This is a genomic window from Ruegeria sp. YKSF070 (genome assembly GCF_059612725.1).
Window position 1 is genome coordinate 37,676 of sequence record NZ_JBXWRD010000010.1, and the last position, 24,199, is coordinate 61,874.

At 59.9% G+C, this 24,199-nt stretch carries 21 protein-coding genes, 1 tRNA gene, 1 pseudogene and 1 CRISPR repeat array; of the genes and pseudogenes, 20 read left to right on the top strand and 3 right to left on the bottom strand.

The window, feature by feature from the left end; genetic code table 11:
* Window positions 1–257: 257 nt before the first annotated feature.
* Complete coding sequence (locus tag AC2FL1_RS07655; protein WP_496876505.1) at window positions 258–950, bottom strand: hypothetical protein; 693 nt, start codon at window positions 948–950, stop codon at window positions 258–260.
* Window positions 951–997: 47 nt separating this feature from the next.
* Window positions 998–1,846 carry a hypothetical protein gene (locus tag AC2FL1_RS07660; RefSeq protein ID WP_496876506.1) on the bottom strand — a complete coding sequence of 283 codons (849 nt, stop codon included), beginning with the start codon at window positions 1,844–1,846 and terminating at the stop codon, window positions 998–1,000.
* Window positions 1,847–2,092: 246 nt separating this feature from the next.
* Here AC2FL1_RS07660 and AC2FL1_RS07665 point away from each other — a divergent pair, with 246 nt between their 5' ends.
* The 14 genes and pseudogenes from AC2FL1_RS07665 (at window position 2,093) to AC2FL1_RS07730 (ending at window position 19,345) form a co-directional block, all read left to right on the top strand.
* Complete coding sequence (locus tag AC2FL1_RS07665) at window positions 2,093–2,740, top strand: 2OG-Fe(II) oxygenase family protein (protein WP_496823520.1); 648 nt, start codon at window positions 2,093–2,095, stop codon at window positions 2,738–2,740.
* 127 nt (window positions 2,741–2,867) lie between these two features.
* On the top strand, window positions 2,868–4,664 hold the full coding sequence (locus AC2FL1_RS07670) for a type I secretion system permease/ATPase (RefSeq protein WP_496876507.1): 1,797 nt from the start codon (window positions 2,868–2,870) through the stop codon (window positions 4,662–4,664).
* Between the two features lie 3 nt (window positions 4,665–4,667).
* Window positions 4,668–5,981, top strand: coding sequence for an HlyD family type I secretion periplasmic adaptor subunit (locus AC2FL1_RS07675; protein ID WP_496823524.1), 1,314 nt, complete (start codon window positions 4,668–4,670; stop codon window positions 5,979–5,981).
* A 361-nt stretch (window positions 5,982–6,342) separates the two neighbouring features.
* On the top strand, window positions 6,343–7,626 hold the full coding sequence (locus AC2FL1_RS07680) for a tyrosine-type recombinase/integrase (RefSeq protein WP_496876508.1): 1,284 nt from the start codon (window positions 6,343–6,345) through the stop codon (window positions 7,624–7,626).
* A gap of 451 nt (window positions 7,627–8,077) precedes the next feature.
* Entirely contained in the window at window positions 8,078–10,396 is a 2,319-nt protein-coding gene (locus tag AC2FL1_RS07685; RefSeq protein ID WP_496876509.1) for a phage/plasmid primase, P4 family, read from the top strand.
* Window positions 10,397–10,596: 200 nt separating this feature from the next.
* A complete protein-coding gene (locus tag AC2FL1_RS07690) occupies window positions 10,597–10,944 on the top strand; it encodes a hypothetical protein (protein ID WP_496876510.1) in 348 nt (115 codons plus the stop codon).
* Window positions 10,941–11,276, top strand: coding sequence for a hypothetical protein (locus AC2FL1_RS07695; RefSeq protein WP_496876511.1), 336 nt, complete (start codon window positions 10,941–10,943; stop codon window positions 11,274–11,276). Before AC2FL1_RS07690 ends, AC2FL1_RS07695 begins: the two co-directional genes overlap by 4 nt.
* A 1-nt stretch (window position 11,277) precedes the next feature.
* On the top strand, window positions 11,278–11,553 hold the full coding sequence (locus AC2FL1_RS07700; protein ID WP_496876512.1) for a hypothetical protein: 276 nt from the start codon (window positions 11,278–11,280) through the stop codon (window positions 11,551–11,553).
* Between the two features lie 567 nt (window positions 11,554–12,120).
* Window positions 12,121–13,482: pseudogene (locus AC2FL1_RS07705) on the top strand (IS1380 family transposase).
* A 550-nt stretch (window positions 13,483–14,032) separates the two neighbouring features.
* Window positions 14,033–14,662, top strand: coding sequence for a hypothetical protein (locus tag AC2FL1_RS07710; protein WP_496876513.1), 630 nt, complete (start codon window positions 14,033–14,035; stop codon window positions 14,660–14,662).
* 10 nt (window positions 14,663–14,672) lie between these two features.
* On the top strand, window positions 14,673–15,125 hold the full coding sequence (locus tag AC2FL1_RS07715) for a hypothetical protein (RefSeq protein ID WP_496876514.1): 453 nt from the start codon (window positions 14,673–14,675) through the stop codon (window positions 15,123–15,125).
* Complete coding sequence (locus AC2FL1_RS07720) at window positions 15,115–15,615, top strand: type I-E CRISPR-associated protein Cas6/Cse3/CasE (RefSeq protein WP_496876515.1); 501 nt, start codon at window positions 15,115–15,117, stop codon at window positions 15,613–15,615. Before AC2FL1_RS07715 ends, AC2FL1_RS07720 begins: the two co-directional genes overlap by 11 nt.
* 58 nt (window positions 15,616–15,673) lie before the next feature.
* On the top strand, window positions 15,674–16,687 hold the full coding sequence (locus AC2FL1_RS07725) for a hypothetical protein (protein ID WP_496876516.1): 1,014 nt from the start codon (window positions 15,674–15,676) through the stop codon (window positions 16,685–16,687).
* Between the two features lie 58 nt (window positions 16,688–16,745).
* Window positions 16,746–17,575: direct repeats of the CRISPR family, unit length 36 nt; unit sequence GCCACAGCCACCCCGAAAACGGGTGGTTACTAAAGG.
* Window positions 17,576–17,653: 78 nt separating this feature from the next.
* Entirely contained in the window at window positions 17,654–19,345 is a 1,692-nt protein-coding gene (locus AC2FL1_RS07730; RefSeq protein WP_496876517.1) for a DEAD/DEAH box helicase, read from the top strand.
* 580 nt (window positions 19,346–19,925) lie between these two features.
* Here AC2FL1_RS07730 and AC2FL1_RS07735 read toward each other — a convergent pair.
* Window positions 19,926–20,015, bottom strand: a tRNA-Ser gene (locus tag AC2FL1_RS07735).
* Window positions 20,016–20,137: 122 nt separating this feature from the next.
* Between AC2FL1_RS07735 and AC2FL1_RS07740 the strand changes: the two genes are divergently transcribed.
* From AC2FL1_RS07740 to AC2FL1_RS07765, 6 genes are all read left to right on the top strand, one after another.
* Entirely contained in the window at window positions 20,138–20,977 is an 840-nt protein-coding gene (locus AC2FL1_RS07740) for a DUF2059 domain-containing protein (RefSeq protein ID WP_496876518.1), read from the top strand.
* Window positions 20,977–21,780 (top strand): DUF2059 domain-containing protein, encoded by an 804-nt coding sequence (locus AC2FL1_RS07745; protein WP_496876519.1) that lies wholly within the window; start codon window positions 20,977–20,979, stop codon window positions 21,778–21,780. Before AC2FL1_RS07740 ends, AC2FL1_RS07745 begins: the two co-directional genes overlap by 1 nt.
* Window positions 21,781–22,070: 290 nt before the next feature.
* The gene (locus tag AC2FL1_RS07750) at window positions 22,071–22,652 is read left to right on the top strand and encodes a 50S ribosomal protein L21 (RefSeq protein WP_496823529.1); all 582 of its coding nucleotides are present in this window, start codon (window positions 22,071–22,073) and stop codon (window positions 22,650–22,652) included.
* Between the two features lie 11 nt (window positions 22,653–22,663).
* Window positions 22,664–22,933, top strand: a complete 270-nt coding sequence (gene rpmA, locus AC2FL1_RS07755) for a 50S ribosomal protein L27 (protein WP_011047720.1) — start codon at window positions 22,664–22,666, stop codon at window positions 22,931–22,933.
* A 96-nt stretch (window positions 22,934–23,029) separates the two neighbouring features.
* Window positions 23,030–23,641 carry a LysE family translocator gene (locus AC2FL1_RS07760; protein ID WP_496876520.1) on the top strand — a complete coding sequence of 204 codons (612 nt, stop codon included), beginning with the start codon at window positions 23,030–23,032 and terminating at the stop codon, window positions 23,639–23,641.
* The gene (locus AC2FL1_RS07765) at window positions 23,638–24,174 is read left to right on the top strand and encodes a GNAT family N-acetyltransferase (RefSeq protein ID WP_011047718.1); all 537 of its coding nucleotides are present in this window, start codon (window positions 23,638–23,640) and stop codon (window positions 24,172–24,174) included. The genes AC2FL1_RS07760 and AC2FL1_RS07765 overlap by 4 nt, the downstream gene beginning before the upstream one ends.
* Window positions 24,175–24,199 lie beyond the last annotated feature (25 nt).

Genomic DNA, 24,199 nt, shown 5'->3' on the forward strand with positions numbered 1-24,199 from the left:
ATGGCATACGACCGCAAATTCATAAGCTGAGAGAGACACGGGACAGGGAAAGCAGTTCGGAAACCTACGCCGAAAGCGCATTAAAAAAATGGAAATCCGACCCGCACAATCCCGCGGGGCTCATAATGGGTCAAAGTGATGCCAGGCGGCGCCACGACCCCGTAACTGCGTTTTTCAAAGTCATGTTTGCGCCGAATCGGATTCCTGTCAACGGTTAACTCCGGGCAGGACGAAGGCCTATCACGCCGACGTCGTGCCTATCGTGTCATGCCGCAAAGCAGCGAAACAAGAGCCGAAAAAGACGCTTCTCCGCGGAAGAGCTCTGTCAGGAATCGGGTATCGCGCGGGGCCTGACCAGGTATGAGCTGCAGCGCAATCTGGCGCGCGAGGGGATAGTTCCAGTTGTAGTCATATTGCGCCTCAAGCGTATCGAGCGCCGCGCGCAGCCGTCGGGCGACCGGGCCGAGATCGGTGGCCGCGCGGCGCGCGTAGACCTCATGCACCGATCCGGACAGGGCCTCGTCGTGCTGGCTCAGCGCCTCCGTGACGATAGCCTCTGCGAGAAAGGCACAGGTTTCGCGCACCAGAGGTGGCAGCGCGGTTCCGGGACAGCAGGTCAGTTGCAGCGCGTGACCGAACTCATGCGCCACCGTCAGCACGTCATTCGCCTGTCCGGTCAGCGGGCACGAAACATAGACCCGGCTCTGGACTGGCACGAGCAGGGTAAAGGGTCTTGGATGGCGTTCCCGATCGGGGGCAAAGTTGACCAGAGTCTGCCCGGCGGTCTTGCTGATATCGCTGTCTAGCGTCGGCAATTCCGCCGCCAGACAGTCCGCGACCAGCGACCACAGGGCGGGACCGTCAGGGATTGCGGCATCGGGCGCCGAGACAGCCGGCGGCAACAACGGTGGTTTCAGGCCCAGAAGTTCCTGGCAGGTTTGCGCGCTCAACCCGTGTAGCTGAAGCCAACCTGCAACGGTGGGTGGCGGTTCGGAACTCACTGCCGCGCCGCGCAACCCTGGGGTGGTCCGATCTGCCGGGTCAGTGGTTCTCCGGGTGGCAGCAATTCGCGGATATACGCGATTCGTGCTGGAACCGCCTCAAGCGTTACTCTCGTATCAACCGGCGGAAACCGGTCCGGGTGATGCAGGATGGCAAAGGCAAAAAGCGCTGTTTCTGCAAGGTCTTCACGCTCGGGGCGTTTCTGTCCGTATTCGGTCAGGAACATGCCGTCCGATCGCTGGGCCGCGATCCAGGCTGGCGCCAGCCGGTGCGCATGATCCCATGAGGCGTGGACCGCCTCGTGAAACAGAGACTCTTCGAGATGGTCATAGCTCAGCCGGTTCGCGGTCGTGTCCGCATAGACGACGATGCCACCGGTCCCCGCATGGTACCCGCGCCGCCCGTCATGCACGCTGAACCGCTTGATCCCGGCCCGCAGCGCCGAGGGCAGGCGTCCAAGCGCCGGGGCATAGAGTTCGGCCTGTTCCCTGGCGTTTTCCGGCGATCCGAATTCGGGGTTGATGGCGATCTCGATCGACGCGCCATCCGCGTATTGCGCCTGGAAAAGATACGCCAGGACAATAGGCTCTCCGTCAACGCGTTTATCCCAAATCTGGCGTTCCGCGCGGCCCAGTTCGTCGAGACAGACAAAGGTCGTGGGATCGTCGGCGCGGATGATGTCGAACACCGTACCCGCTGTGTTGTCAAAGGGCGCAGGCTGCTGCTGCGCAATCGCCGGCATGGCACAGATGCAGATCAGCCCGGCGGTGGCGAGGCGCAGCGCTCCGCGCCAGCGGGGTCGGGCCGGGCGGACAGATGCGGTGGGGAGGGAAGAGTGTGTCATGCTGAAAGGGTGACGCAACGGTGGGATCATGACAAGCGATCTTGCCATTTTGCCACGCAAAGCCGGTGTGGCGCGGGCGGCTGGATCCGGCATCGGATAATGCCCGCCAGGCGTCGCTGCAACGCAGCAACCGCGCCTGATGAAAGATTATTTCCGAATACTCCTTTTCCTAAGCGTTGCAACGCGGTGCGAATTTTGCAAGCATCCGGGCATTCGATATTAATATTCACTCAAGAGAGACTATCCATGTCGCAAAAAGACCTCGGTTTTGTCCGTCGTTCCTACTTTCCAACGATGATTTTCCAGATCGACGTGCCCGAGCCGGAAGAACTGAACAATAAACTTCTCGCGTCGATCTATGCAGAGCGTGAAAGAGACAAGAAGGGCATCAGCCGCTCGAACATCCCCGCGCTTGGTGGATGGCACAGCCATAACGACCTCTACAAGTCGAAGGAATATGCCGATCTGGTCGGGTTGATCGGCAACGCCACCGATATGATCTCGAAGGACCTCGGCTATGCCGACAGCCACACGATCCGCATCGGAACCATGTGGTCGATCATCAATCCTCCGGGTTGCGTGAACCGGGCGCATGTGCATCCCGGCTGCCTGTGGAGCGGGGTATACTATATTCAGGCACCGGAAAACTGTGGTAGCATCGAATTCATCGAACCGCGCACTGTGCATCTGATGAACCAAGCCAAGTTCCAGCCCAACAAGAAGCGGGCGCGCGAAAACTGGACCAAGGTCCGCTATACCCCCGTCGCGGGGCGCATGATCATTTTCCCGGCCTGGCTCTATCATGCGGTGGATCCGAACGAGACAAAGGAAACCGGAGATGCCGGCAATCGGGTCATCATCAGCTTCAACCTGAACCAGGTGAAGAAATCCTGACCCCCTTTGTCTGATAGACACGGCTCTGTCTTTCTGCACTGACAGAGAGCAGGGGGTGGCGATCTGGCGAACGAACCGTCGCAAGGGCGGGCACGTTCGTCGGGTCGCGTGAAAAGGAGGGGAACGAATGAACGCGGCAAAGGCCCTCAGAGGCTCCGCCCGCAAGGCCGTCCGCAAGGGGGGGCTTATCCTCAGTTCTGCCTTTGTGCTGAGTTTCGCCGTCAATCTTCTGCGGTTGGGCGGCCCGTTTTTCATGATCCTGGTCTATGACCGCGTTCTGACCTCCAGATCGATGGAGACGCTGATCGCGCTGTTTTCGCTGTTGATCGTGTTGTTGATGGTGTTGGGAACGCTTGACTATGCGCGCAAGCGGTTGCTGGCCCGGTTCGGAGCGCAGTTTCAGGAACAGATGGAAGAAACCCTGCTGCGGAATTCGGGGCGCAACCATGTTTTCCAGCACAACAAGTCGAAACCGGCTGTCGGACTGGACGAGGTGGATGGCCTGCGGGGGTTCTTTCACTCCGGTTCGCTGATCGCGGTCTTTGATTTCATCTGGACGCCTATGTTTCTGACGGTGGTGTTCTTTCTGCATCCGCTGCTCGGTTGGGCCTGTGTCGCCGGTGTGGCGCTGATCGGGCTGCTGGCGCTGATAAAGGCGGTGTTCATGGGCGGACGTCGCGAGCGCGCACGCGACAGCGCGGGCGCCGTCGCCACCCTGCGGAGTGTCCTGATCGCGTCACGGGAAACGGTGCGTGGCCAGGACATGGGGGTGGGGTTCCGGCCCAGATGGCAGAAGGCGCGCGAGGACGCGCGTGACGACGCCATCGCGCTCAAGGACTGGACCGGCTGGTTCGACAGCATGTCCAAGGTCACTGTCATGGTGGTGCGCTATTCGGTTCTGGCGACCGGCGCCTATCTGACGCTGAACGGTGTTCTGACCGTCGGGGCCATGGTGGCGGCAACCTTCCTGGTGACGCGCATCCTGGGGCCGGTAGACCGGTTCTTTACCCAGATCCCGCAGATGTTCCAGGCCCGCGATCACTGGCAGCGTCTGAACGCCATTCTGGCCACGCGGGCCGAAGAACTCGAGGACGAGTATGCCGAACAGCCCGGCGCCCTGCATCAGCTGATGCTGGACAACGTGTCGGTCCGCTCGCCCCTGACGGGCAAGCTGATCCTGCGCTCGGTGTCGCTGGTCGCCGAAGCCGGAGAGATCATCGAGATCAACGGTTTGTCGAGCCAGGGCAAGACCGTGCTGATGGAGACCATCCTGGGCATGTGGTCGACATCGTCAGGCGCTGTTCTGGTCGGCGGGCGGCACAGTTCGCGCCTGACCGACGCGGATGCCCGCAAGCTGTTCGGCTATGCGCCCGACAATCCGAGCTTTGTGGCGGGCACGATCGAAGAGAACATCTCGGGCCTCGATACCGAGGCGACCCCGGATGCGGTCAGCCTTGCGGCCAGACGCGCGCGTATGCATGCCGCGATCAGTTCACTGCCCGATGGGTACAAGACGATGCTGGATGCGCGGGGCAACTGCCTGTCGAGTTTCGAGCGCTATCAGCTGGGCTTGGCACGTGCGTTCTACGGCGACCCCAAGATCCTGCTGATCGACGGGCTTGATTCCGACATGCTGGTCAGGATCCCCAAGAAACTGAAGGTCACGTTCAACGCCTTGAAGAACAACGGAACCACCATCATCCTGACCTCGCGCGAGCCGCTGGAACTGCCCTATGTCGACCGGCGCTTTCAGTTAAAGGACGGCAAGCTGACCGAGATGCTGGCCTCGGGGGCGATGTCGAAAAGACAGGTCACGGCCAAGAGCAAGGCCGAGCCGCCCGTCAAGGAAACCGAACAACGACCGAATGTTTCGGTTCTGCGTGACATACGATCGAAAGATTCGGAAAAAACGGGGACAAGATAGGTCATGGACGACCCGAAATCACGGCGCAGAACATGGACCACCGGGCGCCCCTTTGCGGTAACGGTCTTCTCGCTGATCTTTCTGCTCGGCTGTCTAGCGGTCTGGTCGACACGGGCCAATATCTCGGGCGCGGTGATCGGGTCGGGAACGATCGAGGTCTCCACCTCGATGACAGCGGTGCAGCACCCCATCGGTGGTGTGGTCAGCGAGATCTATGTGCGCAACGGCGACCGGGTGCGAGCCGGAGATATCCTTGTCCGGCTGGACAGCCGCCAGTTCCATTCCGACCTGAATGTCGTCGAGGGCGAGCTGTTCGAGGTGCTGGCCAATATCGCGCGACTTCAGGCGATAATGGATAACCAGCGGCAGATGGTCCTGACACCGGTGCTGGAGGAGGCGGCGCAGGCGCGGGCAGAAGTCAGGCTGATGGTCGAGCGGCAGCAACGCCAGCTTGCCGCGCATTTCGAGGCGATCACCTCGGGCATGCATCTGCTGGATGAACAGATCACCCAGGTGCGCGCAGAAATCGCCGGTGTCGAGGCGCAACTCTTGGCAAAGCAGGACGAGATGCGCCTGCTGTCGCTGGAGATCGTCAATGCCGAGCAGCTTGCGGAACGCAAGCTGATCACGATGTCGGAACTCTACAAGCTGAAAAAGGACGATGTCACCATCCGGGGCGACATTGGCAAGAACGAGGCCAAGATTGCGGAACTGCGCGGCAAGATCTCGGAGCTGAATCTCAAGCGCCTTGTCGTGATCCCCAACGCACAGGAAAAGGCTGAAGAAGAACTGCGCAAGCTGCGACCGCTCAGAACCCGTTTCATGGAAATGCGCCTGAGCCTGCTGGACGACCTGTCAAAGCTGGAAATCCGTGCTCCGGTCAATGGGAAGATACACGAAACCCAGGTACAGGGGCGCCGCTCGGTGATCACCGCGGCCAAGCCGCTGATGATGATCGTGCCGGATGACGATCCGTTCCAGATCGGCGTGCGCATCGCCGCGGCCGATATCGACCAGGTTTTCATCGGGCAGGAGGCATCGATAAAGTTCCGCGCCTTCAACGCGCGCGACCTTCCGATCATCCTCGGCGCGGTGTCCCGTATCTCGCCGGATGTCACGCTGGATCCGCTGACCAAGAAGTATCACTATGACGTCAAGGTCGCGCTGAACGCGGGCGAGGAGACCAAGCTCAACGGACGCGCCCTGTTGCCGGGCATGCCGGTCGAGGCGTATATCGCGACCGAAAGCCGGACCGCGATCAACTATGTCGTCCGCCCCATCAAACACTTCTTCGACCGGGCCCTGCGCGACACCTGATCGGGGCCTGGGCCGCGCAGGCAATAGCCGTCGAGCGGACCCGGATCATCCCAATGCACACGGCACTGGCGCCGAGACATAAGGAACTGGAAAGTGGCCGCCATGCAGCGGCAGGGGATTGTAACCTTCCGCAGAGATTCTGTGGATAACGACAAGCACACTACGCCCCGAAAGCTTCGGAATAATATTGCTGTCCAGGGGGATAGTGGCGGAGAGACAGGCCGCCAATTTTCTGTTTCATTCAGCCTCAACGAGTTCGGAACTGTATTGTTTACCAGTGCCTTGCTTGATTTTGCTTGCGCAATGCGCTTCAGCTAGTCTCAGATGATCGCAACCATTTAGGTAGGTAGGAAGGTTGGTCATGCCGAAACTAGCGAAGGAACTGTCCGCCCTAGAGGTGAAGCGGCTCGAGCACGACGGGGGGCAATCCAAGAAGGTCGTATCGGTTGGTGGGGTTCAGGGTCTGATGGTCCAGATCACCCCGAGCGGGTCGAAGTCATGGCTTCTCCGCACGCCAGTCGGCGGCAAGCGCAGGCACATCGGGCTGGGTAGCTATCCGACCGTGACGCTGGCACAGGCGCGTGAGCGCGCGCGTGCGGAACTGGAGAAGGTCTGGCAGGGGCTCGACCCGGTCGAGGAGCGCAAGGCGCTGCGCTCACGCCTGCAGGCTGAGCAAAAGCGCGGGCTGACGTTCGAGAAGGCGGTCGAGAAGTTCCTCGAAAGCAAGCTGACTGAGTTCAAGAACCCCAAGCATTGCGACCAGTGGCGCTCGACGCTGCGCACCTATGCAAACCCGGAACTGGGGAAGATGCTGGTGGGTGACATTGGCGTGCAGGACGTGCTGCGCGTGCTGGAGCCGATCTGGCAGACCAAGACGGAGACTGCGACACGCGTGCGTGGGCGCATCGAGGGTGTGCTGGCATGGGCGACCGTGGCCGGGCACAGGGTGGGTGACAACCCGGCCCGGTGGAAAGGCAACCTCGACGCGATCCTGCCCAAGCCCTCGAAGGTGGCGAAGGTCACCAACCATCCGGCGCTGTCGATCAGTGATATGGTGCCGTGGTTTGTCGATCTGCAAGGGCGCGACGGCATGGCTGCGCGGGCGTTGGAGATGATGACGCTGACGGTTGCGCGGTCTGGCGAGATCAGGGGTGCGACGTGGGCTGAGTTCGATCTGAAAGCTGGTCTGTGGACCATCCCGGCAGAGCGCATGAAGGCAGGCAAGGAACACCGCGTGCCGCTCACCGCGCAGGCGGTCGCGCTGCTGGAGGCGCTGTCGCGCGATCTCGGGTCGCCCTATGTCTTCCCGGCGGTGCGCGGTGGGATGCTGTCGGACGCGGCGCTTAGCGCCTGCATGAGGCGTATCAACGAAGCGCGGGAGGGTGGCTATCTCGACCAACGGTCTGGGCGTCCTGCGGTGCCTCATGGGCTGCGCTCGACCTTCCGCGACTGGGCCAGTGAGAACGGCGTGTCGCCTGATCTGGCAGAGCGAGCGCTGGCGCACACGATCCGCAACGCGGTTGAGGCGGCGTATCACCGGACCGACCTGCTTGAGCAGCGGCGCGGCGTCATGGAGGCTTGGGCAGCACATGTCACGGGATCGGCTGCGGGCGGGAACGTCGTGGCTCTGGTCGGAAACAAATAGCCGTGTCCACTATGTCTAGTATGTTAACTTAATTAAATCAGACGCTTAGTTGTTGATCTTCGTTCCCGAATTTGGTACCGAATGAATCGGCGTGAGGCGTAGGAGCTCGATGAGCATACCTATGTCAACCGATCCGACGGAAGTTTCGAAGCATAGCGCTTGCAGCTTCGTGATGTCGCCATTCTCATCACATCACGGAGATACCCATGTTGGTAATCCAAGCGCAGGGGGCGTTACGCCCCCGTCTCGACCACCTGACGTCGTTCGACGATTTGCCCGATACCGCGCTCGTTGACGTTCACACCATCACTGCACTCGCGAAGCGGAGCCGCGCCTCGGTGTGGAGAGATGTCAAAGCTGGCCGGTTGCCCCAGCCCGTTGCTATAGGGCCCAAGACGCGCCGGTGGCGCGTGGCCGATGTCCGTGCCTACCTGAATGGGGGTGCTGCGGTATGAAACGCGACTATTTTGATCCGCCCTCGGCCCGCATAAGCGACGTCGTCCCCACGGAACTCAAGGTGCAGAAGCTCTGGTTGCTCTGGAAGGCGGTCAAAAAGGCAGGCAAGCTCAAGCCCGACAAGGTACCTTACTACGCCAACGGCGCGGTGCGGAGCGGCTCTCTGGGCTCACCAGAAGACATAGCTAACCTTGTGACCTTCGACGAAGCGCTGGCGGCGTATAACGCAGCTCCGGACCGCTACGCGGGCATAGGCATCGCGCTCCTGTCAGGAATGGGGATCGGCGCACTCGACCTTGATGACTGCATCGATGCGAGCGGTAAGCCTGTCAGCGATTTGAATGTTCAGCGCATCCTGAAGGCGTGCAAGGGCTGTTACATAGAGCGCAGTCCATCAGGGCGCGGCCTCAGGGTGATTGGATCGACGGAGGGTTTCTCCCAGATCGCAGCCACCGGTTTCGAGGCGTATTCCAAAGGCCGGTTTGTTACCGTGACTGGTGAAGTGCTTATGAACGCCGGAGCATGGGCGTCGGTGGACTCTGGCGTAGCCGCCATGAGTCTTGCGGTGCAGGCCAAAGGTGGCCGGTCCGGAACACCCGTTAAGAACGCGGGAGCAAAGGGCGTCAACCTTAGCACCCATGCGCCCGACCCAGAGACACCCGAGAACGTCGAGCGGGTGCGCGATGCCTTGGCCACCATGGAACCAGTCATGGGCTACTTCGATTGGCGCGATATCGGCATGGCGTTGCGGTCAACGGAATGGGCATGTGCGGAAGATTTGCTGCGTGAATGGTCTCGTGGTGACGAAGGGTACACCGACGCCGCGTTCGACAAGCTGTGGAACAGCATCGAACCGGAGGGCGGGATAAACCTCGGCACTTTGTTCCACATGGCGAAGGCGGCAGGGTGGCAAGACCCCCGTCGTGTGCGGCTGTCGTCGGTGCTTTCGCCGGGGGTAGACGAGGAGCGCGATGTTCTCAACGGCCGGTTGTTCGCCGGCCAGTGGCGGGGGCGGTTGATCCGCGTGGACCAGACCGGCGATGTGCTCACGTTCGACCCGGTTGTCGGCTGGACCAAGGCTGGCGACTCGGCGAACGCAATTCGTAAGGCGGCACGCGAAGCCATCGCGCAGATATCCGCGTTGGGTGCAGCCCTGCTCAAAGACGGCCAGACCGACAAGAGCCAGAAGGTCACAAAGCACGCAGCGGCCAGCAGTACTCTGCCGCGCATGGACGCCATGGCCGCTGTCGGGTGGACGCATGACGGCATGACGGTGTCGGCTGCCGACCTCGATGCTGAGCCAGAACTCTTGGGTGTCAGGAACGGCGTGCTCGACCTGCGCAAGCGCGCCCTGTGTGCGTTCTGTCCGGATGATCTCATCACCAAGCGGGCGGGCGTGGACTTCGATCCTGAGGCGGCAGCGCCGGAGTTCGAGGCGTTCTTGGCTCGTGTTCAGCCTGATGTCGCGGTGCGCCGGTTGCTTCAGCAGATCGCCGGGCTAACCCTCTGGGGCAAGCCCGGCGAACAGCGTCTGTTTTTCTTCCACGGCGGTGGTGCGAATGGGAAGACCACCTTCGTTGAGGCGCTCATGTACGTACTTGGCGGGTACGGTGTGAGTATACAGGCCGAGGCGCTCATGCGGCAAGAACGTTCGTCCCAAGGTCCAAGCGCCGACACTCTGCGCCTGCAAGGGGCACGGGGCGCGTTTACCAGTGAGGTACGGGAGGGGCGGCTCGACGAAGAACGCGTCAAGCTCTGGACCGGCGGCGATGTGCTGACAGCGCGCCCGGTATACGGGAGGTCATTCATCGACTTCGCTCCGTCGCATACGTTCATCATGACCGGCAACCACCGGCCCGCCATTCACGATACAAGCGTGGGTATATGGCGCAGGGTCACCCTGATCGACTGGGGGGTCCAAATCCCGGAGCATGAGCAGGACGCAAGACTACCCGAGCGGTTGCGCCGTGAAGGCAGCGGCATTCTGAACTGGGCGCTCGATGGGTTGGCGGACTATTGGGCAAGCGGTCTCGCCGTGCCGCCGTCCGTGAAGGCCGCCACCGAGCAATACCGGACGGATGAAGACATCATCGGCCAGTTCATCAGTGAACTGTGCTGCGTGGGCGGTAACCTGAGTTGTCCGACTGGTGACCTGTACGGCGAATATACCGGGTGGGCAGCCGGTAACGGCATCAGGGCTGCCACGAAGAACACCTTCACACGCCGCCTGAGCGACCGGGGGCATGCATTGGTCAATTCTCGGCGTGATTATGCCGGGATCGCACCACGGCGTAAAACGCCACTGGTTCAGTAAGAAAGTAAACAAACTGCCCCGCGTGCGACCGGGGCAGCTACCCCTGGTCTTAAGTATTGCGCGGTTTGCGCGGTTTCAGAGCTAATCCCGTAACTTTCTCTATAGAGCTTCATATAGGGACTTTACGGAAAATGGACCCAAATCGCGCAAACCGCGCAGAACTATACAGCCGCCCCCCCCAAGTCGAAAGGAAACGAGACATGGAAAAGAAGAAACTGACCTTCGTGCCGGATGGAAACAATACATATGCTGGGTTCGATGGAGCTGACCTTGTAGCACTCGTCATTCCTTATGACCCTGAGGGCCTCATAAGCCCGCCCAGCTGGCAGTGGTGCGCGCGCAGCGAACATGATCCGTACAGACGCCTAGGATGGGCCTTCCCAGATAGAGACCTGTGCGCACAGCGTGAGGCTGAGCTTGAAGATGCCATGCGCCGTGCGGCGCAGTACATTGGCCACGGGTTCATCAGCCCCATGGACCTCTGCCCGGACGACTGCCCCGACTGCCCAACGGTCGTCACCCTACCACCGGAGGAACGTGACAGATGAAACTATACATCGACCATCTGCGTGCTGAGCGTGAACGCGCCCGCGATGAAACCAAAGAGGCTATCCGCGCCGCAGAACGCAAGCGCCTGCGTGACAGCCGCATTCAGTGCGACACCCCCTTGGTCGACCAGATCGAGGCTCTCATGCGCTCCCTGCCGCCTGCACAGCGCAACCGCCCGTGGACCATGGAGGAACTCGTGGCGCGGCTGCATGGCCGGTACAACGCCCGCCCCTGCGCGGGCAGCGTCGGTGTCGCACTGAGACGGTTGGGGTGGACTCGAATCAGGGACTGGTCGCACGATGGTGGCGGTAGGAGGGTTTGGAGGAAGTGATGTGTCCCGACTGACGTCAGCGTTCCTTGGTGTGAACCTTGTTGGAGCAATTGTTACTTTTGTTGCCTATTTCATTTTTACGCCGTACGCAAATATTGGCCAAGCCTTCGGGGCTTGTTTGGCCGTTGTTGCGATTACATCCTTGATAGCGGCATTGGTTGGATTTATTGCAGGAGCGGTCCGTCAAGGAGCCTTCCAAAGAGCGTTCATTTGGGGCTACATGGCCGTCCTGCCCACGCTCATTTTTCTGTACTTTTTGGGGAATGCCGAGCTATGATTGATATCCAAAACACCAATTGCTAATTCTACGGATCGAGGGCTAGGCGAGTGCAGCGAATGGAAACACCATAAATATCCTGACCCATCAACAGGTACTCAACCATAGCATGCTCACCTCGGCCCGCTAATATATTTTGCGCCCGCAAAAGGTGCTGCATAGTAAGGTTGTTAGGGTACAATGCTTCAGCATAGCATTGGCAGTATCTTTCAATGACTATGTCGCTTATTCCTGCATTAAGCCTTCTCGACTTTTGATCTATGAAGCAGGCTCTTTCGGTAAGGCCCCTTAATTCCTCTAATTCTTGACGAGACAAAGTTTGAGCGTGCAGCGGCTCGCTGGAATAAGCAAAACTAAAAATAAGTACAGCTACTACGGCGTGAAGATATGTCGGCACATGGCATTTAAAGTTTAATCTCTGGACATAACGTGAAAACTGATATTTCAAAAGTGCCTACCAAAGATTACATTAGCCCGCATTCCCCAAGTAATCCGCTGATTTCGCTGTGGTGATCGCTGTATTCTATATATAAATCATGGTGTTGCTGGCTACGAAGGACGTGTTTCATGGATCACCCTGTGGGTGCGGCTTCGGATCGGGGTGATCGGGTCGATTTTGACCGCCGGGTCCGGCTGCAATTTCGCGGCACGCAACTCAGTTCGGACGGTGGTCTCTTGGTGATGCGCGAGCTTGATGACGCACTCGGGCTGTCCGGTTTGGCGTCCGTTGCACTGCGCGATACCCGACGCGGCAAGAACACGCTCCATCGGCTCGACGGGTTGTTCCGGCAATCGGTGTTCGGGCGGCTGGCCGGATACGAGGATGTCAACGACGCCGACCGTCTGGCCCTCGATCCGGTCATGCGCCAGATTGTCGGCGGTCGCGCGGTCGACGCACAAGCGGCCTCGGCCTCGCAGATGGGGCGGTTCGAGACCGAGACGCTGGCACTGTCCGAGAACCGGGAAGCGCTGGCCGACCTGAACGGGCAATGGATCGACCGGTTTCATGACCGCAGCGGGCTGAAGTACATCGTGCTGGACATGGACAGCTCGGTCAGCCCGACCCATGGCGATCAGGAGGGGTCCGTTTGGAATGGGCATTTCGACTGCACCTGCTACCACCCCAACTTTCTATTCAACCAGTTCGGCATGCTGGAACGCTGCGCCTTGCGTCACGGCAATGTCCACAGCGCCGACGGCTGGCGAGATGTTCTCGATCCAGTCATCGCCCGCTACGCTGGCCGCAACCTTGGGGGCCGGTTCTTTCGGGCCGACGCCGCCTATGCGATCCCCGCGATCTACGAAAGACTGGAGGAAGCTGGCTATTTCTATGCCATCCGGCTGCCCGCCAACAACGTCCTGCGCGAGAAGATCGCGTATCGGCTGACCCGGCCCGTGGGTCGGCCTTCCTAGACCAAGGTAAAACGCTTCTTCGAGGATTTCCATTATCAGGCCGCGTCCTGGGACAAGGAGCGCCGCGTCATTGCCAAGATCGAATGGCATCCGGGCGAGCTGTTCCCTCGTGTGGGCTTCATCGTCACCAACCTACCGATGGAGCCGGATTGGGTGGTGCGGTTTTACAACCAGCGTGGCACTGCCGAGCAGCACATCAAGGAAGGCAAGCACGCCTTCCGCTGGACGCGGCTGTCCTGCAGGCGGTTCGGCGACAACGAGGTGCGGCTGCAACTGCACGCGCTAGCCTATAATTTGGCGACATTCCTGCGCTGCATAGACCTGCCCGAGCCCATGGCCGACTGGTCGTTGACCAGCCTGCAGCTCAAGCTCATCAAGATCGGAGCGCGCGTCGTGCGCCATTCCCGTGCCATCACATTCCAATTGGCCGAGGTGGCCATCAACGGCCCGATGGTGCGCGCCATCCTTGCTGCCATCCGCCGTCTGCGAGCACCTCCATCATGCGCGCAACCATGATCCTGGCCCAAACTGAACGAACGCGGCAGGACAGGTCTGTCAATCACGCTGAAAAACGGCGACGCAGGGCCAAAATGACGCGAGTTTGCGGACCGGCCTGCCCGAATTCGTTTCTTTTGATCCATGCAAACGCCGCCCAGGGCCCAAACCGCTTGATCAACAAGCGAAATCAGGCGATCCTGACCTCAAACGGTAGGCCACTTGGGGAATGTCGGATTTAGTGCTGCGGTTCCTTTTGCCCCAAGGTGTAACGCATTGCGTACCATCAGCGCCCCGCAATTCCTTTAATAACTGTGTTATCAAATACGGCTCGACGGCTACGGTTGCCTGAAGGTGTAACGCATTGCGCGACGGCATCCCTTTCAGAGCCAACTTTGTTGGAGCCAGAGCAGATGACGACTGAGCATTCAAAACAAAATCACTGGCTGTGACAGGTTGCTATGTCGGCCCCTCACAGAGTAGCCTTCGAACAGGTTACTGCTTATTTTCAAGCTACTGTTCCATAGAAGAAAAAACCGTCTCGTGACCCATTTTCCGCCTCGGAGTTGGAATGCAGAATTACACAATTGAGGCAACGCTCGCCTCACCAATCATTTTTCAAGGTTATCTGACAATGGATAGCCTTTTGGGTGCGTTGGCCCATGAAAAACTGGGGGATTGGACCCAAATTCCAGTCGAGCAGGCCGATGGGCTATTCCATGCATCCGCTGCCATAGTCGAACCGTACCACATTGGCGGAATAGGGTGGGCGGCCAGTATGCGCTGGCAACACGATTGGCCTGCAGAACTATCTCCTCGAAATAGCCGAGGAACGCCGCAAGCCCTTAGCGCCAAGCGAAAACGCGAATTTGGACAAGTTCTTTCGTCATACAAAGTACTGCATGCTGAAAGGATCAGATGGCAGGTTCGGGGCGACCGAGAGGGAATGGCAGCCCTTCTTCGTGGCGTTGAGGCGATAGGAAAGAAACGCGCTCAGGGATATGGGCGCGTCAGCAAGTGGGGTATCCGCCAATCCGAAGAGGATCACAGCATCGTCGGACCGGAAGGCCAGCCGATGCGTCCGGTCCCATACAATCTTTTTTCCGGTGACACGAGCTATCCACTGACCGAGGCGGCTTGGAAACCGGCCTATCACGACCCTCGCAACCGCGCGCCCTGCTATGCTCCCTTTTTATATTGAGGACACCAATATGCAGACGTCTTTTGAAATTGTGGCCTCAGACTTCTCACGAAAGGTTCTTGGGAACCAACTCACCGGGGATCCCGTCAAGGACGCCATAAAGTCGCTCACCATGAACCACGCACTTGCCGGGAAGACTTCTGCATGCCGACTGAACAAGTGGGCAATCTTTCGCAGTAGCGGCTGCACCCTTGCCACGGACATAGCTGCTTACCCCGGTGGCGATACCCGCACTGTATGGGAAGCCTTCTCAGCCGAGTTGGCGGCCCTGAAGGAGCCCGTCGTTCTGGTCATCTTCTCTAAGGCGCTGATCACGGTCGACACTTTGAGGGCCACCTACGATGCGCGCAGAACCGCGATTTGTCACCCGGATGGGGTAACCACCCTCGACGTTACTAACGCCGAAATAACGCACCCTCTGGCACGAGCTTACCGAAAGGAGATGCAAAAAGATGCTGCATGACCACATCATTCCGAAGCCCGCCGGTATCGGTGCTTACGCCAGCCACCAGTTGCTCGAAGACATGACCAATGGCGAGAGGCCGCTGTTTGCAGACCTTGGGGATCACCTTGTTGTTCGCGCCGAAGCTGCATTCACGGACGCGGGCAAGCGACTGCGGGAAGTTCGGGAGGGAGATATTCTGGCCTTCGAACTCGTCGCCAGTTGTGGAACCAAGTGCAAGGGCAGGCATCGGTATTTTCCTAGGCATGACTGGCGTTCGCGCAAGGCGTGGCTGGAAAGGAAAGCAGCGGATGCCGGGTTCGAGGTTAGGGCGTTGAGCATAACTGCGCGAGGCGAGAAAATCGAACGCAAAGGCAAAACTCTGAGCATAGACCGCACGCAGTTTGCTGGCATACTCAAGATCACCGATGCAGAAGCATTCATGACAACTCTGGCAGAGGGATTGCCGGGGCCAGCCCGCGCGTTCGGGCGTGGGATGATCCGCATTTGAACCAGCGTGACCTAGTCCAATTATCAGACCATCAGGCCGATGACCAAAGGATAGACCGATGAGTAAACAAACGCTTGTAATTGAATTGACGATCACGCCGCGCGCACCGCTTTCGATCACGATGCCCGTCGCCTCTGGCACCAGCGGCAACGCGATGAACAACTTCCCTGTCATGCCCATAGGCATGAATGAGGAAGGCGAACTGATCAAAAGCGGCTACCTGCCCGCGTCGACCGTACGCGGCGCGATGCGGAGGGGGGCGGCAATGAAAACCATCAAAGCCGCCGGGGGGATTGCAGCAGCGACCGCCTACGAGATGATCGTGGGCCAAACAGCCGACAGCGAGAAAGAGCAGGAAAAAATTGACCTGCAAGCGATTGCGGCAGAACGCGAAGCAAAGCCTATTGTCGACCTCTTCGGCTCGGGCCTCGGTATCAAGTCCAGACTGGATTTTCTGGGTCACTTCATGCCGGCGTCACCTGTCATGCCGTTCCCGATCACGTCCGTGCGCAAGGACATAGACGTGACGGAGGGTGCCTTGGAGGCGCTTGCCGATGATGAACGGGAAAAGACCATCGTTCGTGTTGAGCTGAACGGCCGTAGGGCCACGGCAGAAGGTCTGGTCGAGCAGCTGGAACGCAAACTGAGCAGCAGGAAAAAGCCGCTTCCGGCTGAGGAAATTCCCAGCGTCAAGGCAGAGTTGGCAGAAGCAAAGAAGCTGCTGAAAGCGGTCAATGCGGAAATCGAGGAAAAACTTGGCAAAGACGCGATGAAGGTCTCCACTCGGGCAATCTTTCAGCACTGGGCGCTTCCCCCGAACATATCGCTGAAAGGAACGCTGGTGGTGCGCAACTACCGCGACCGGGACATGGACATCCTGATGGCGGGGTTCGATGCCTTGTCGCGCCGGCCTGTCTTGGGAGCGCACAGCGCGCGCGGTGCGGGCGGATACATTGATTTCAAGGCAGAGATGCGCCTCGACGGCGAACTGGTCCGTATCGTTTCCAGTGGCGGGATCGACAGTCCTGCAAAAATCTCGGACTTTGTCGCTGAACCTTCTGCAGAGGGATGAGTTTTTCAAAACAAGAAGCCGGTGTTTCCATTGTATATCAGTCGATTACGCAGGATCAGCCACAGCCACCCCGAAAACGGGTGGTTACTAAAGGAAGCCCGACCCGGACTACCTGCGAGCGGTGGCCACAGCCACCCCGAAAACGGGTGGTTACTAAAGGTTACCCGGACCTCAACAGCCCCGCCGCCCAGCCACAGCCACCCCGAAAACGGGTGGTTACTAAAGGTAAGCGGTCGTGCGCCCGTCATTGGTGCTTGCCACAGCCACCCCGAAAACGGGTGGTTACTAAAGGTGATCGAGGACGACATTGCCACCAACAACGGCCACAGCCACCCCGAAAACGGGTGGTTACTAAAGGCCTGAGCCTCGACCGCGTGACCGCCTGCCGGCCACAGCCACCCCGAAAACGGGTGGTTACTAAAGGTCGACAAGGAAGTTGTCGTAGCACTCCGAGGCCACAGCCACCCCGAAAACGGGTGGTTACTAAAGGAAGAAGGACGGGCAGGCCAAGGCGATGGATGCCACAGCCACCCCGAAAACGGGTGGTTACTAAAGGAAGGAGTGCAGCGGGAGGCTTTGCTTTTCAGCCACAGCCACCCCGAAAACGGGTGGTTACTAAAGGTAGCCGATCACCAGCATGTCAGGGGTCGCCGCCACAGCCACCCCGAAAACGGGTGGTTACTAAAGGATGGTTTCCCCAGTGAGTTGCGCCCAATCGCGCCACAGCCACCCTGAAAACGGGTGGTTACTAAAGGAGAATGAACCGTGCAGGCCCGTCTGGCGTGTGCCACAGCCACCCCGAAAACGGGTGGTTACTAAAGTAAGTGCTTGCTCACGGGCAGGGTCAGACCGGCCACAGCCACCCCGAAAACGGGTGGTTACTGAAAAAATAAAAAGCAGTGCCAGATTGTCGTGGTCGGCCACAGTCACCCGAACAGGGGTGGTTCCGGACTGAAGGAGGGGTGTATGTTTCGGTCGAATGAACAGAAGGAGTTTGCGCAACGTGTGCGTAAGCACATCGAGAACCCGGATGCGCCGCTGTTGTTGGAGGGAGCCACCGGTCTTGGCAAGACGCGCGCGTACCTTCATCCCTTGTTCGAAAGCGGAAAACGGGCTGCCATTTGTCTGGCCACTGGCGAACTCATCAGCCAATTGGAAGCAAGCAGCGACTTGAATTGGGTGCAGGACCTGTTCCCCGGCCGCTCGGTTGCAACCTTCCGGTCGAAAAGACACTTCACCGATGAGGAGGGCATATTCGATACAGCCGCCTTTGATGCGCAGAAGCAGTCCGCGATGACCGCGGACATCATAATCTGCACCGCCTCCTCGGTGATATATGATCAGCGCCTCGGCGGCGCTTATAATGGCGTCACCGAGCGCGAGGTGATTGTTTTCGATGAGGCCGACCAGATCCCCGGCCTAGCTGCGCTCAGCGCAGACTTGAGCATTCCCCGAAGCACCCTGCGAAGCCTTGGTATTGACCCGTCCAACCCACTACAAGTCGCGACGGAAGTCCTTGCGACCACCTTTGCAGACCCCGAGACCAGGGCGAAAGCAAAGATCATTCGGGAGGTGGCCCAAGCAGAACCCGTCTGGTTCAGGAAAGTGGGCATGGACGGCGAAGGAGGGGTGGCCGTCATACACCGCCTACCCGGTCGCCTGTTGAAGAAAATTGCCAACCGGCCCAGCACGATCTTTGTCAGCGCAACGCTTAGTGTGAACAGGCGCTTCAATGACTTCGTTCGAAGCATGGGTATCGAGGTACAGTCCGCGCTGTCCGCCGTGATCGAACCTGCCCATCACGGTGAAGTTTATTTCTCTTTCGCTGTGGAACACGAGGTCGGCACCGACGAGTGGCTGCAGGCGATGGTCGACGAAATCAATGGTGCTGACGGCCTTACCCTTGTCGTGACGCCCAGCCATGAACTTGCCCAACGGCTTGGGGAGCGTGTCGAGGATTGTATCTGGCGCACTCGGGAAGAGACTACTCGGGATGCCTATGACCGTATGGGCAATGCAAAGGTGTTGATCGCCGCCGGTGCGTGGGCCGGTCTGGATGTTGACCGGCAATGGAACACGATTGTCGTGCCTCGGATACCGTTTTCAGCCCCCCGCGAACTCTTTGAGGACTGGGACGAGGAATTGGAAGAGCATCTCCGTGTCGGGGATCCAATGACCTCATATCTCGACAGCAAGAACACCGCCGCACGCCGGATGGTTCAGGTGCTTGGCCGAGGGCTGCGCCGTCCCGATGCGAAGGTGTGTTTTGTGATTGGGGACGCTCGGGTCGGGCAATTGGGCGACTTCCTGCCGGGGCGTTTTCACAAGGGATTTTTCGAGGGCCGATCCATTGAACGCAGCATATCAAGTTCGGAACGCAACCCGGCAGTGCGGCGAGAGGCGCTTCGAACAAGAGGCATCACCTGCGAAGCCTGCGGCCACAAACCACGGATCACCCTTCGTGAAGTAGAGGTCCACCACGTCAATCCCTTGGCTGACAATGGCCCGACACGGACAAATGTACAGACGGACGTTCTGGTTCTTTGTCGCATTTGCCACGCGAGGGCGCATAAAGACGGCAACCGTAATGTTTTGGATCTGGAGCAGCTGAGACAGATCGCCTCTGAAGAGCAGAAGGATGATTTCGAGGAACTGTGATTGTTTAAGTAACGACCTGCGTCAAGATGGCCAACCACTCCGTGGCGGCCGCGATCTAGTCGAGGATTGCGCTTTAGGGAGCGAGTGGCATAGCGATCAGAACAAAGCCCACCTTGAAATTTGGATCAACCCGCAATCCCTTTCGCCATCCCTTGAATACGCGCCCCCCACGCCACCTTCCGTTTCCAAGCGTCGGGAATGTCCGAGACCCCATATAGGCCCCTCGAGCAGCGCAAACGTTACACCTTCCTCTGCCCCCCCCTGTTAAGTGAGACCCAGCCCATACGAGTGGGGGCGGGGTCCATTCTCTGGCCATGTGGTCGGGGGGTACCCCTCCCGGCTGCCGGTGAGCCTCAGAGACACCCGACAAGCCCGAACGGCAATGAATCGCATGCGCTTGCATGATGAGCCGCCATTGACCGGGCGAAGTACATAATCGCCCCGAGCCACGTCTCGCCAGCGTGTCTGCAATGCACCTCACCTCGGTGTCCAACCACCTAAACGGTGAGTCGGCTGGTGGGTAGGTAAGTCGCGCATGCGCAGGAATTGCGCAGCAAGATCAAATACTTAAATGGAATAGTGGCGGAGAGACAGGGATTCGAACCCTGGGTGGGCTTGCACCCACAACGGTTTTCGAGACCGCCCCGTTCGACCACTCCGGCACCTCTCCGCGGGGGTCTGTGAGGGGGGGATTTAGTGAGGTTCGCGCGGGGGTGCAAGCGGAAAGTGACAAGTTTTTGCACCGGCTCGAATTTCCATTGCCCGTGCGGGTAAATGGCTTAGGCTTGGCATATGACACGACTGTTTCGCGACACCTTGCCCCTCCTTTTCGGCTTTTTGCTTCTTGGTCTCGCGCTTGCGCAGCCGCTCAGGGCGGCGGACCGGGCGCGGATCGAGGCGTTTCTCGTCACCACCGGTTTCGACGTGGCGCTGGATTCGATTGCCCAGGCCTCTGCCTCGGCGCCGGGGATGCTGGGGCTGGAGGCCGAGAGTTTCGGCAGCCAGTGGACCACATTGACCCGCGAGGTGTTCGATACCAAGGGAATGCGTGTACAGGCGCTGGATATCCTGGAACAGACGCTGAGCGATGCGGCGCTTGATCATGCGGTCGAATTCTATGCCTCGGACCTGGGTCAGCGGCTGGTGGTGGCCGAGAACGACGCACATATGACCGATGACGATCTGAAGGAAGAAGCGGGCGAGGCGATTGTTTCGGAACTGGTGCGACATGGCTCGTCCCGGGTCGAGAGCCTGAAACGGATGAACCGCGCCATAGATTCCTCCGGCACTGCGCTGCGCGCCTTGCAGGAGATTCAGCTGCGGTTCCTGCTGGCGGCCAGTGCCGCCGGGGTGATCGATCTGCAAATGGAGGTCGAGGATCTGCGCGAGCTTTTGCGCGGCAACGAGACCGAGATGCGCAATGCGCTCCAGCTTTCGGCGTTGGCCTCGGCGGCCTATACCTATCAGGCCTTTTCCGATGACGAGGTGGACGCCTATACAGAGGCGCTGGAACAGCCCCTGATGCAGGAGGTCTATGAATTGCTGAACGCGGTGCAATACTCGATCATGGCCGACCGGTTCGAGGTGCTGGCGGTTCGCATGGCGGAGCTTCAGCCGGTGCAGGAGTTGTGATGCGGCGCGTCTGGGCGGTTCTGTGCCTGTGGCTGGCCGCGCCGGTGGCGGCCGACCCCGCGTTCGATGATCTGGCGCAGGCCATGCGGTTGACCGAGGTGGTCGAGATCCTGCGCGACGAGGGGCTGCGCTACGGCGAAACGCTGGATGCCGAGATGCTGGACGGGACAGGCGGCGCGTTCTTCGCCGCTCAGGTGGCGCGGATCTATGCGCCCGATCGGATGTACACGGCATTGAGCAGCGCGCTGGCCGATCACCTGGATGAAGAACAGGTCGCGGCTGCGACCGCGTTTTTCCGGACCGAAAACGGCCAGACCATCCTGACACTGGAAAACTCGGCCCGGCGCGCCTTTACCGATGACGGTATCGAGGAAATGGCGCTGGAGCGGGCCGAGCGGGCAGGGAAGGATGACACCCGCCTGCGCCAGGTGGCCGAGTATGTGGCGGCAAATGACCTGATCGGCCAGAATGTCAAAGGGGCGATCAGCGCCGATTTTCAGTTTTACCGTGGTCTCAGCGACGGGCAGGGAACCGCGCGCGATGACGGCGCGGTACTGGCCGGCCTGTTGGAGGCCCGCGACGAGACCGAGGCCGAGACCCGGCGTTGGGTGATGGGGTTTCTCTATTTCGCCTATGCGCCGCTGGACGATGCGCAGATGCAGGCCAATATCGACTTTTCGCTCAGCCTTGCCGGGCAGGCGCTGAACACGGCGCTGTTCGATGGGTTCGACCGGCTGTATGGAGCGATCTCCTATGATCTGGGCCGAGCGGTGGGATTTGCGCTCAAGGCGTCCGATATCTGAGTGCCGGGCACCGGTGATCCTGCGGAACGCGCGTCCGACGGCGCGGCATGGAAAAGACATCCCGCTTGTGCCCGCATTTGCGGTTGACAAAGCCCCGCACGACATGGATAAGCCCGCATCCCGGCCCGGTTTCCGCGCCGGGTTTCGTTATCGTTTGGCCTGCCCGGAATCGGAAGGGCCGTTAATCCGCCCGAAACAGGGCGCGCTGTTCGCAGGTGGCTTTCCGTTAGGGGGCCGAAACGCTCGGGGCTCCGGGGACCGAAGAACGCGGTGACAAGAAGGAAAGACGCATGTTTGCGGTCCTCAAGACTGGCGGCAAGCAGTACAAGGTTCAGGCGGGCGATGTGCTCCGCGTTGAAAAGCTGGCTGCCGATGCAGGTGAAAAAGTTCAATTCAACGACGTGCTGATGCTGGGCGGTGACGCACCGGTTGTGGGCGCGCCGCTGGTTGATGGTGCTGCGGTTCAGGCCGAAGTCATCGACCAGATCAAAGGCGAAAAGCTAATCCATTTCGTCAAGCGCCGTCGTAAGCACAGCTCGCAGCGCACCAAGGGTCACCGCCAGAAGCTGACGCTGGTCAAGATCACCGAGATCCTGACCTCGGGCGCCGACAAGACCGGTGTCAAAGCCGCAACCGGCCAGGCCGCCGCAGGCGCCGCTGCACCCGCAGCCGCAGCCCCCGCAGCCGCAGGCTCGGACGATCTCACCAAGATCACCGGTGTCGGCCCCGCCGCCGCCAAGAAGCTGGTCGAAGCGGGCATTGGCAGCTTTGCCGCGCTGGCCGCCTTGTCGGACGAGCAGATTGCTGCTATCGACGCGGTTAAGGTAAAGCCCGAATGGGTTGAGCAGGCCAAAGAGCTGGCTCAAGGCTAAGGAGAGAAAGAATGGCACATAAAAAAGCTGGCGGTTCCTCCCGTAACGGCCGCGACTCCATCGGTCGCCGTCTTGGCGTCAAGAAGTACGGCGGCGAAGCTGTTGGCGCCGGCAACATTCTCGTGCGTCAGCGCGGCACCAAGTTCTGGCCGGGCGAAGGCGTTGGCATGGGCAAGGATCACACGATCTTTGCAACCGTCGACGGCGCCGTGAAGTTCCACAAGGGGCTGAAAAAGCGCACCTTCATTTCGGTCCTGCCGGTGGCGGAGGCCGCAGAGTAAGCCGAAACCCAGAAGGTTTAGAAAAAATTCATGGGGGACCGGCAAGGATTGCCGGTCCCCTTTCTCGTTTTTCACCAAAGTTTCATCGGACGCCCCATGGCCGTTGCCACGACCAGCTTTCTGCTCTTTGCCGCCGCGCAGGTGGGCACGCCGGGCCCGGCCAACATGGCCCTGCTGGCCACCGGTGCGCGCTATGGCTTTCGCGCGGCGCTGCCCTTTGTCGCCGGGGTGGCCCTGGGCAAGCAACTGGTGATCTGGCCGGTGGGGTTTGGCCTGATGGAACTCGCCGATCGGGTGCCGATGTTGTTTCAGGCGCTCAAATATCTTTGCGTGGCCTATATCTGCTGGCTCGCCTGGAAGATCGCCAATCTGCGCCTGAGCACTGATGGAGGCGCGTCTGACGCGGCACCGGGGTTTCGCGCCGGGTTGCTGGTGCACCCGCTGAATCCCAAGGCCTGGGCGTTGATCGTTTCCGGATTTGCCGGTTTCGTCGCCCCCGGCACCTTGCCGTTTCAGGCGACGTTGACGGTGGCGCTGGGGCTTTTGGCTTGTCAGGCGGTTTTCCACCCGCTCTGGGCCTTTGCAGGCGATCGCATCGCGGCGGTGGTTGCAGGACGGCCTAGCGAGAAATACCTGATGTGGATGCTGGCGGGGCTGACCGTTGCATCCGTGATTTATGGTGTGTTCGGAGGAGGAGCACAGAAATGAAGTTTGATACGATCATAAACCAGCCGGTCATTGAAACCGAACGCTTTGATCTGCGCCCGCTGCGCAAGTCGGATATGGGGCTGATCGAGCATTACGCCCGCGACGAGCGGGTTGCGCGCATGACCACCTCTATCCCGCATCCGCTGCCTCCGGGCATGGCCGAAGGCTTTGTCGCCCGCGCCATGAGCGAGGAGCGGACCGAGGATGTCTGGGCGATGGATGCCACCCGCGACGGCGGGCCCGAACTGATGGGCCTGATCTCGCTGGAACGGATGGATCGCAACCAGTCCGAGGTCGGGTACTGGGTCGCGCCCGTGTTCTGGAATACCGGCATCGCCTCGATGGCGGTCGAGGCGTTGGTGAATGCCAACCCGTTGGGCAACGCCACCATGTTCGCCAGCGTGTTTCAGGACAATCCTGCCTCGGCCAGGGTCTTGACCCATTGCGGGTTTCAGTATCTTGGAGACGCCGAGAGTTATTCGGTGGCCCGCGACGCCGCCGTCCCCACCTGGACCTATAGCCGCAAACTGTGACTTGGCCCGCCCGGGCCTTTGCAGT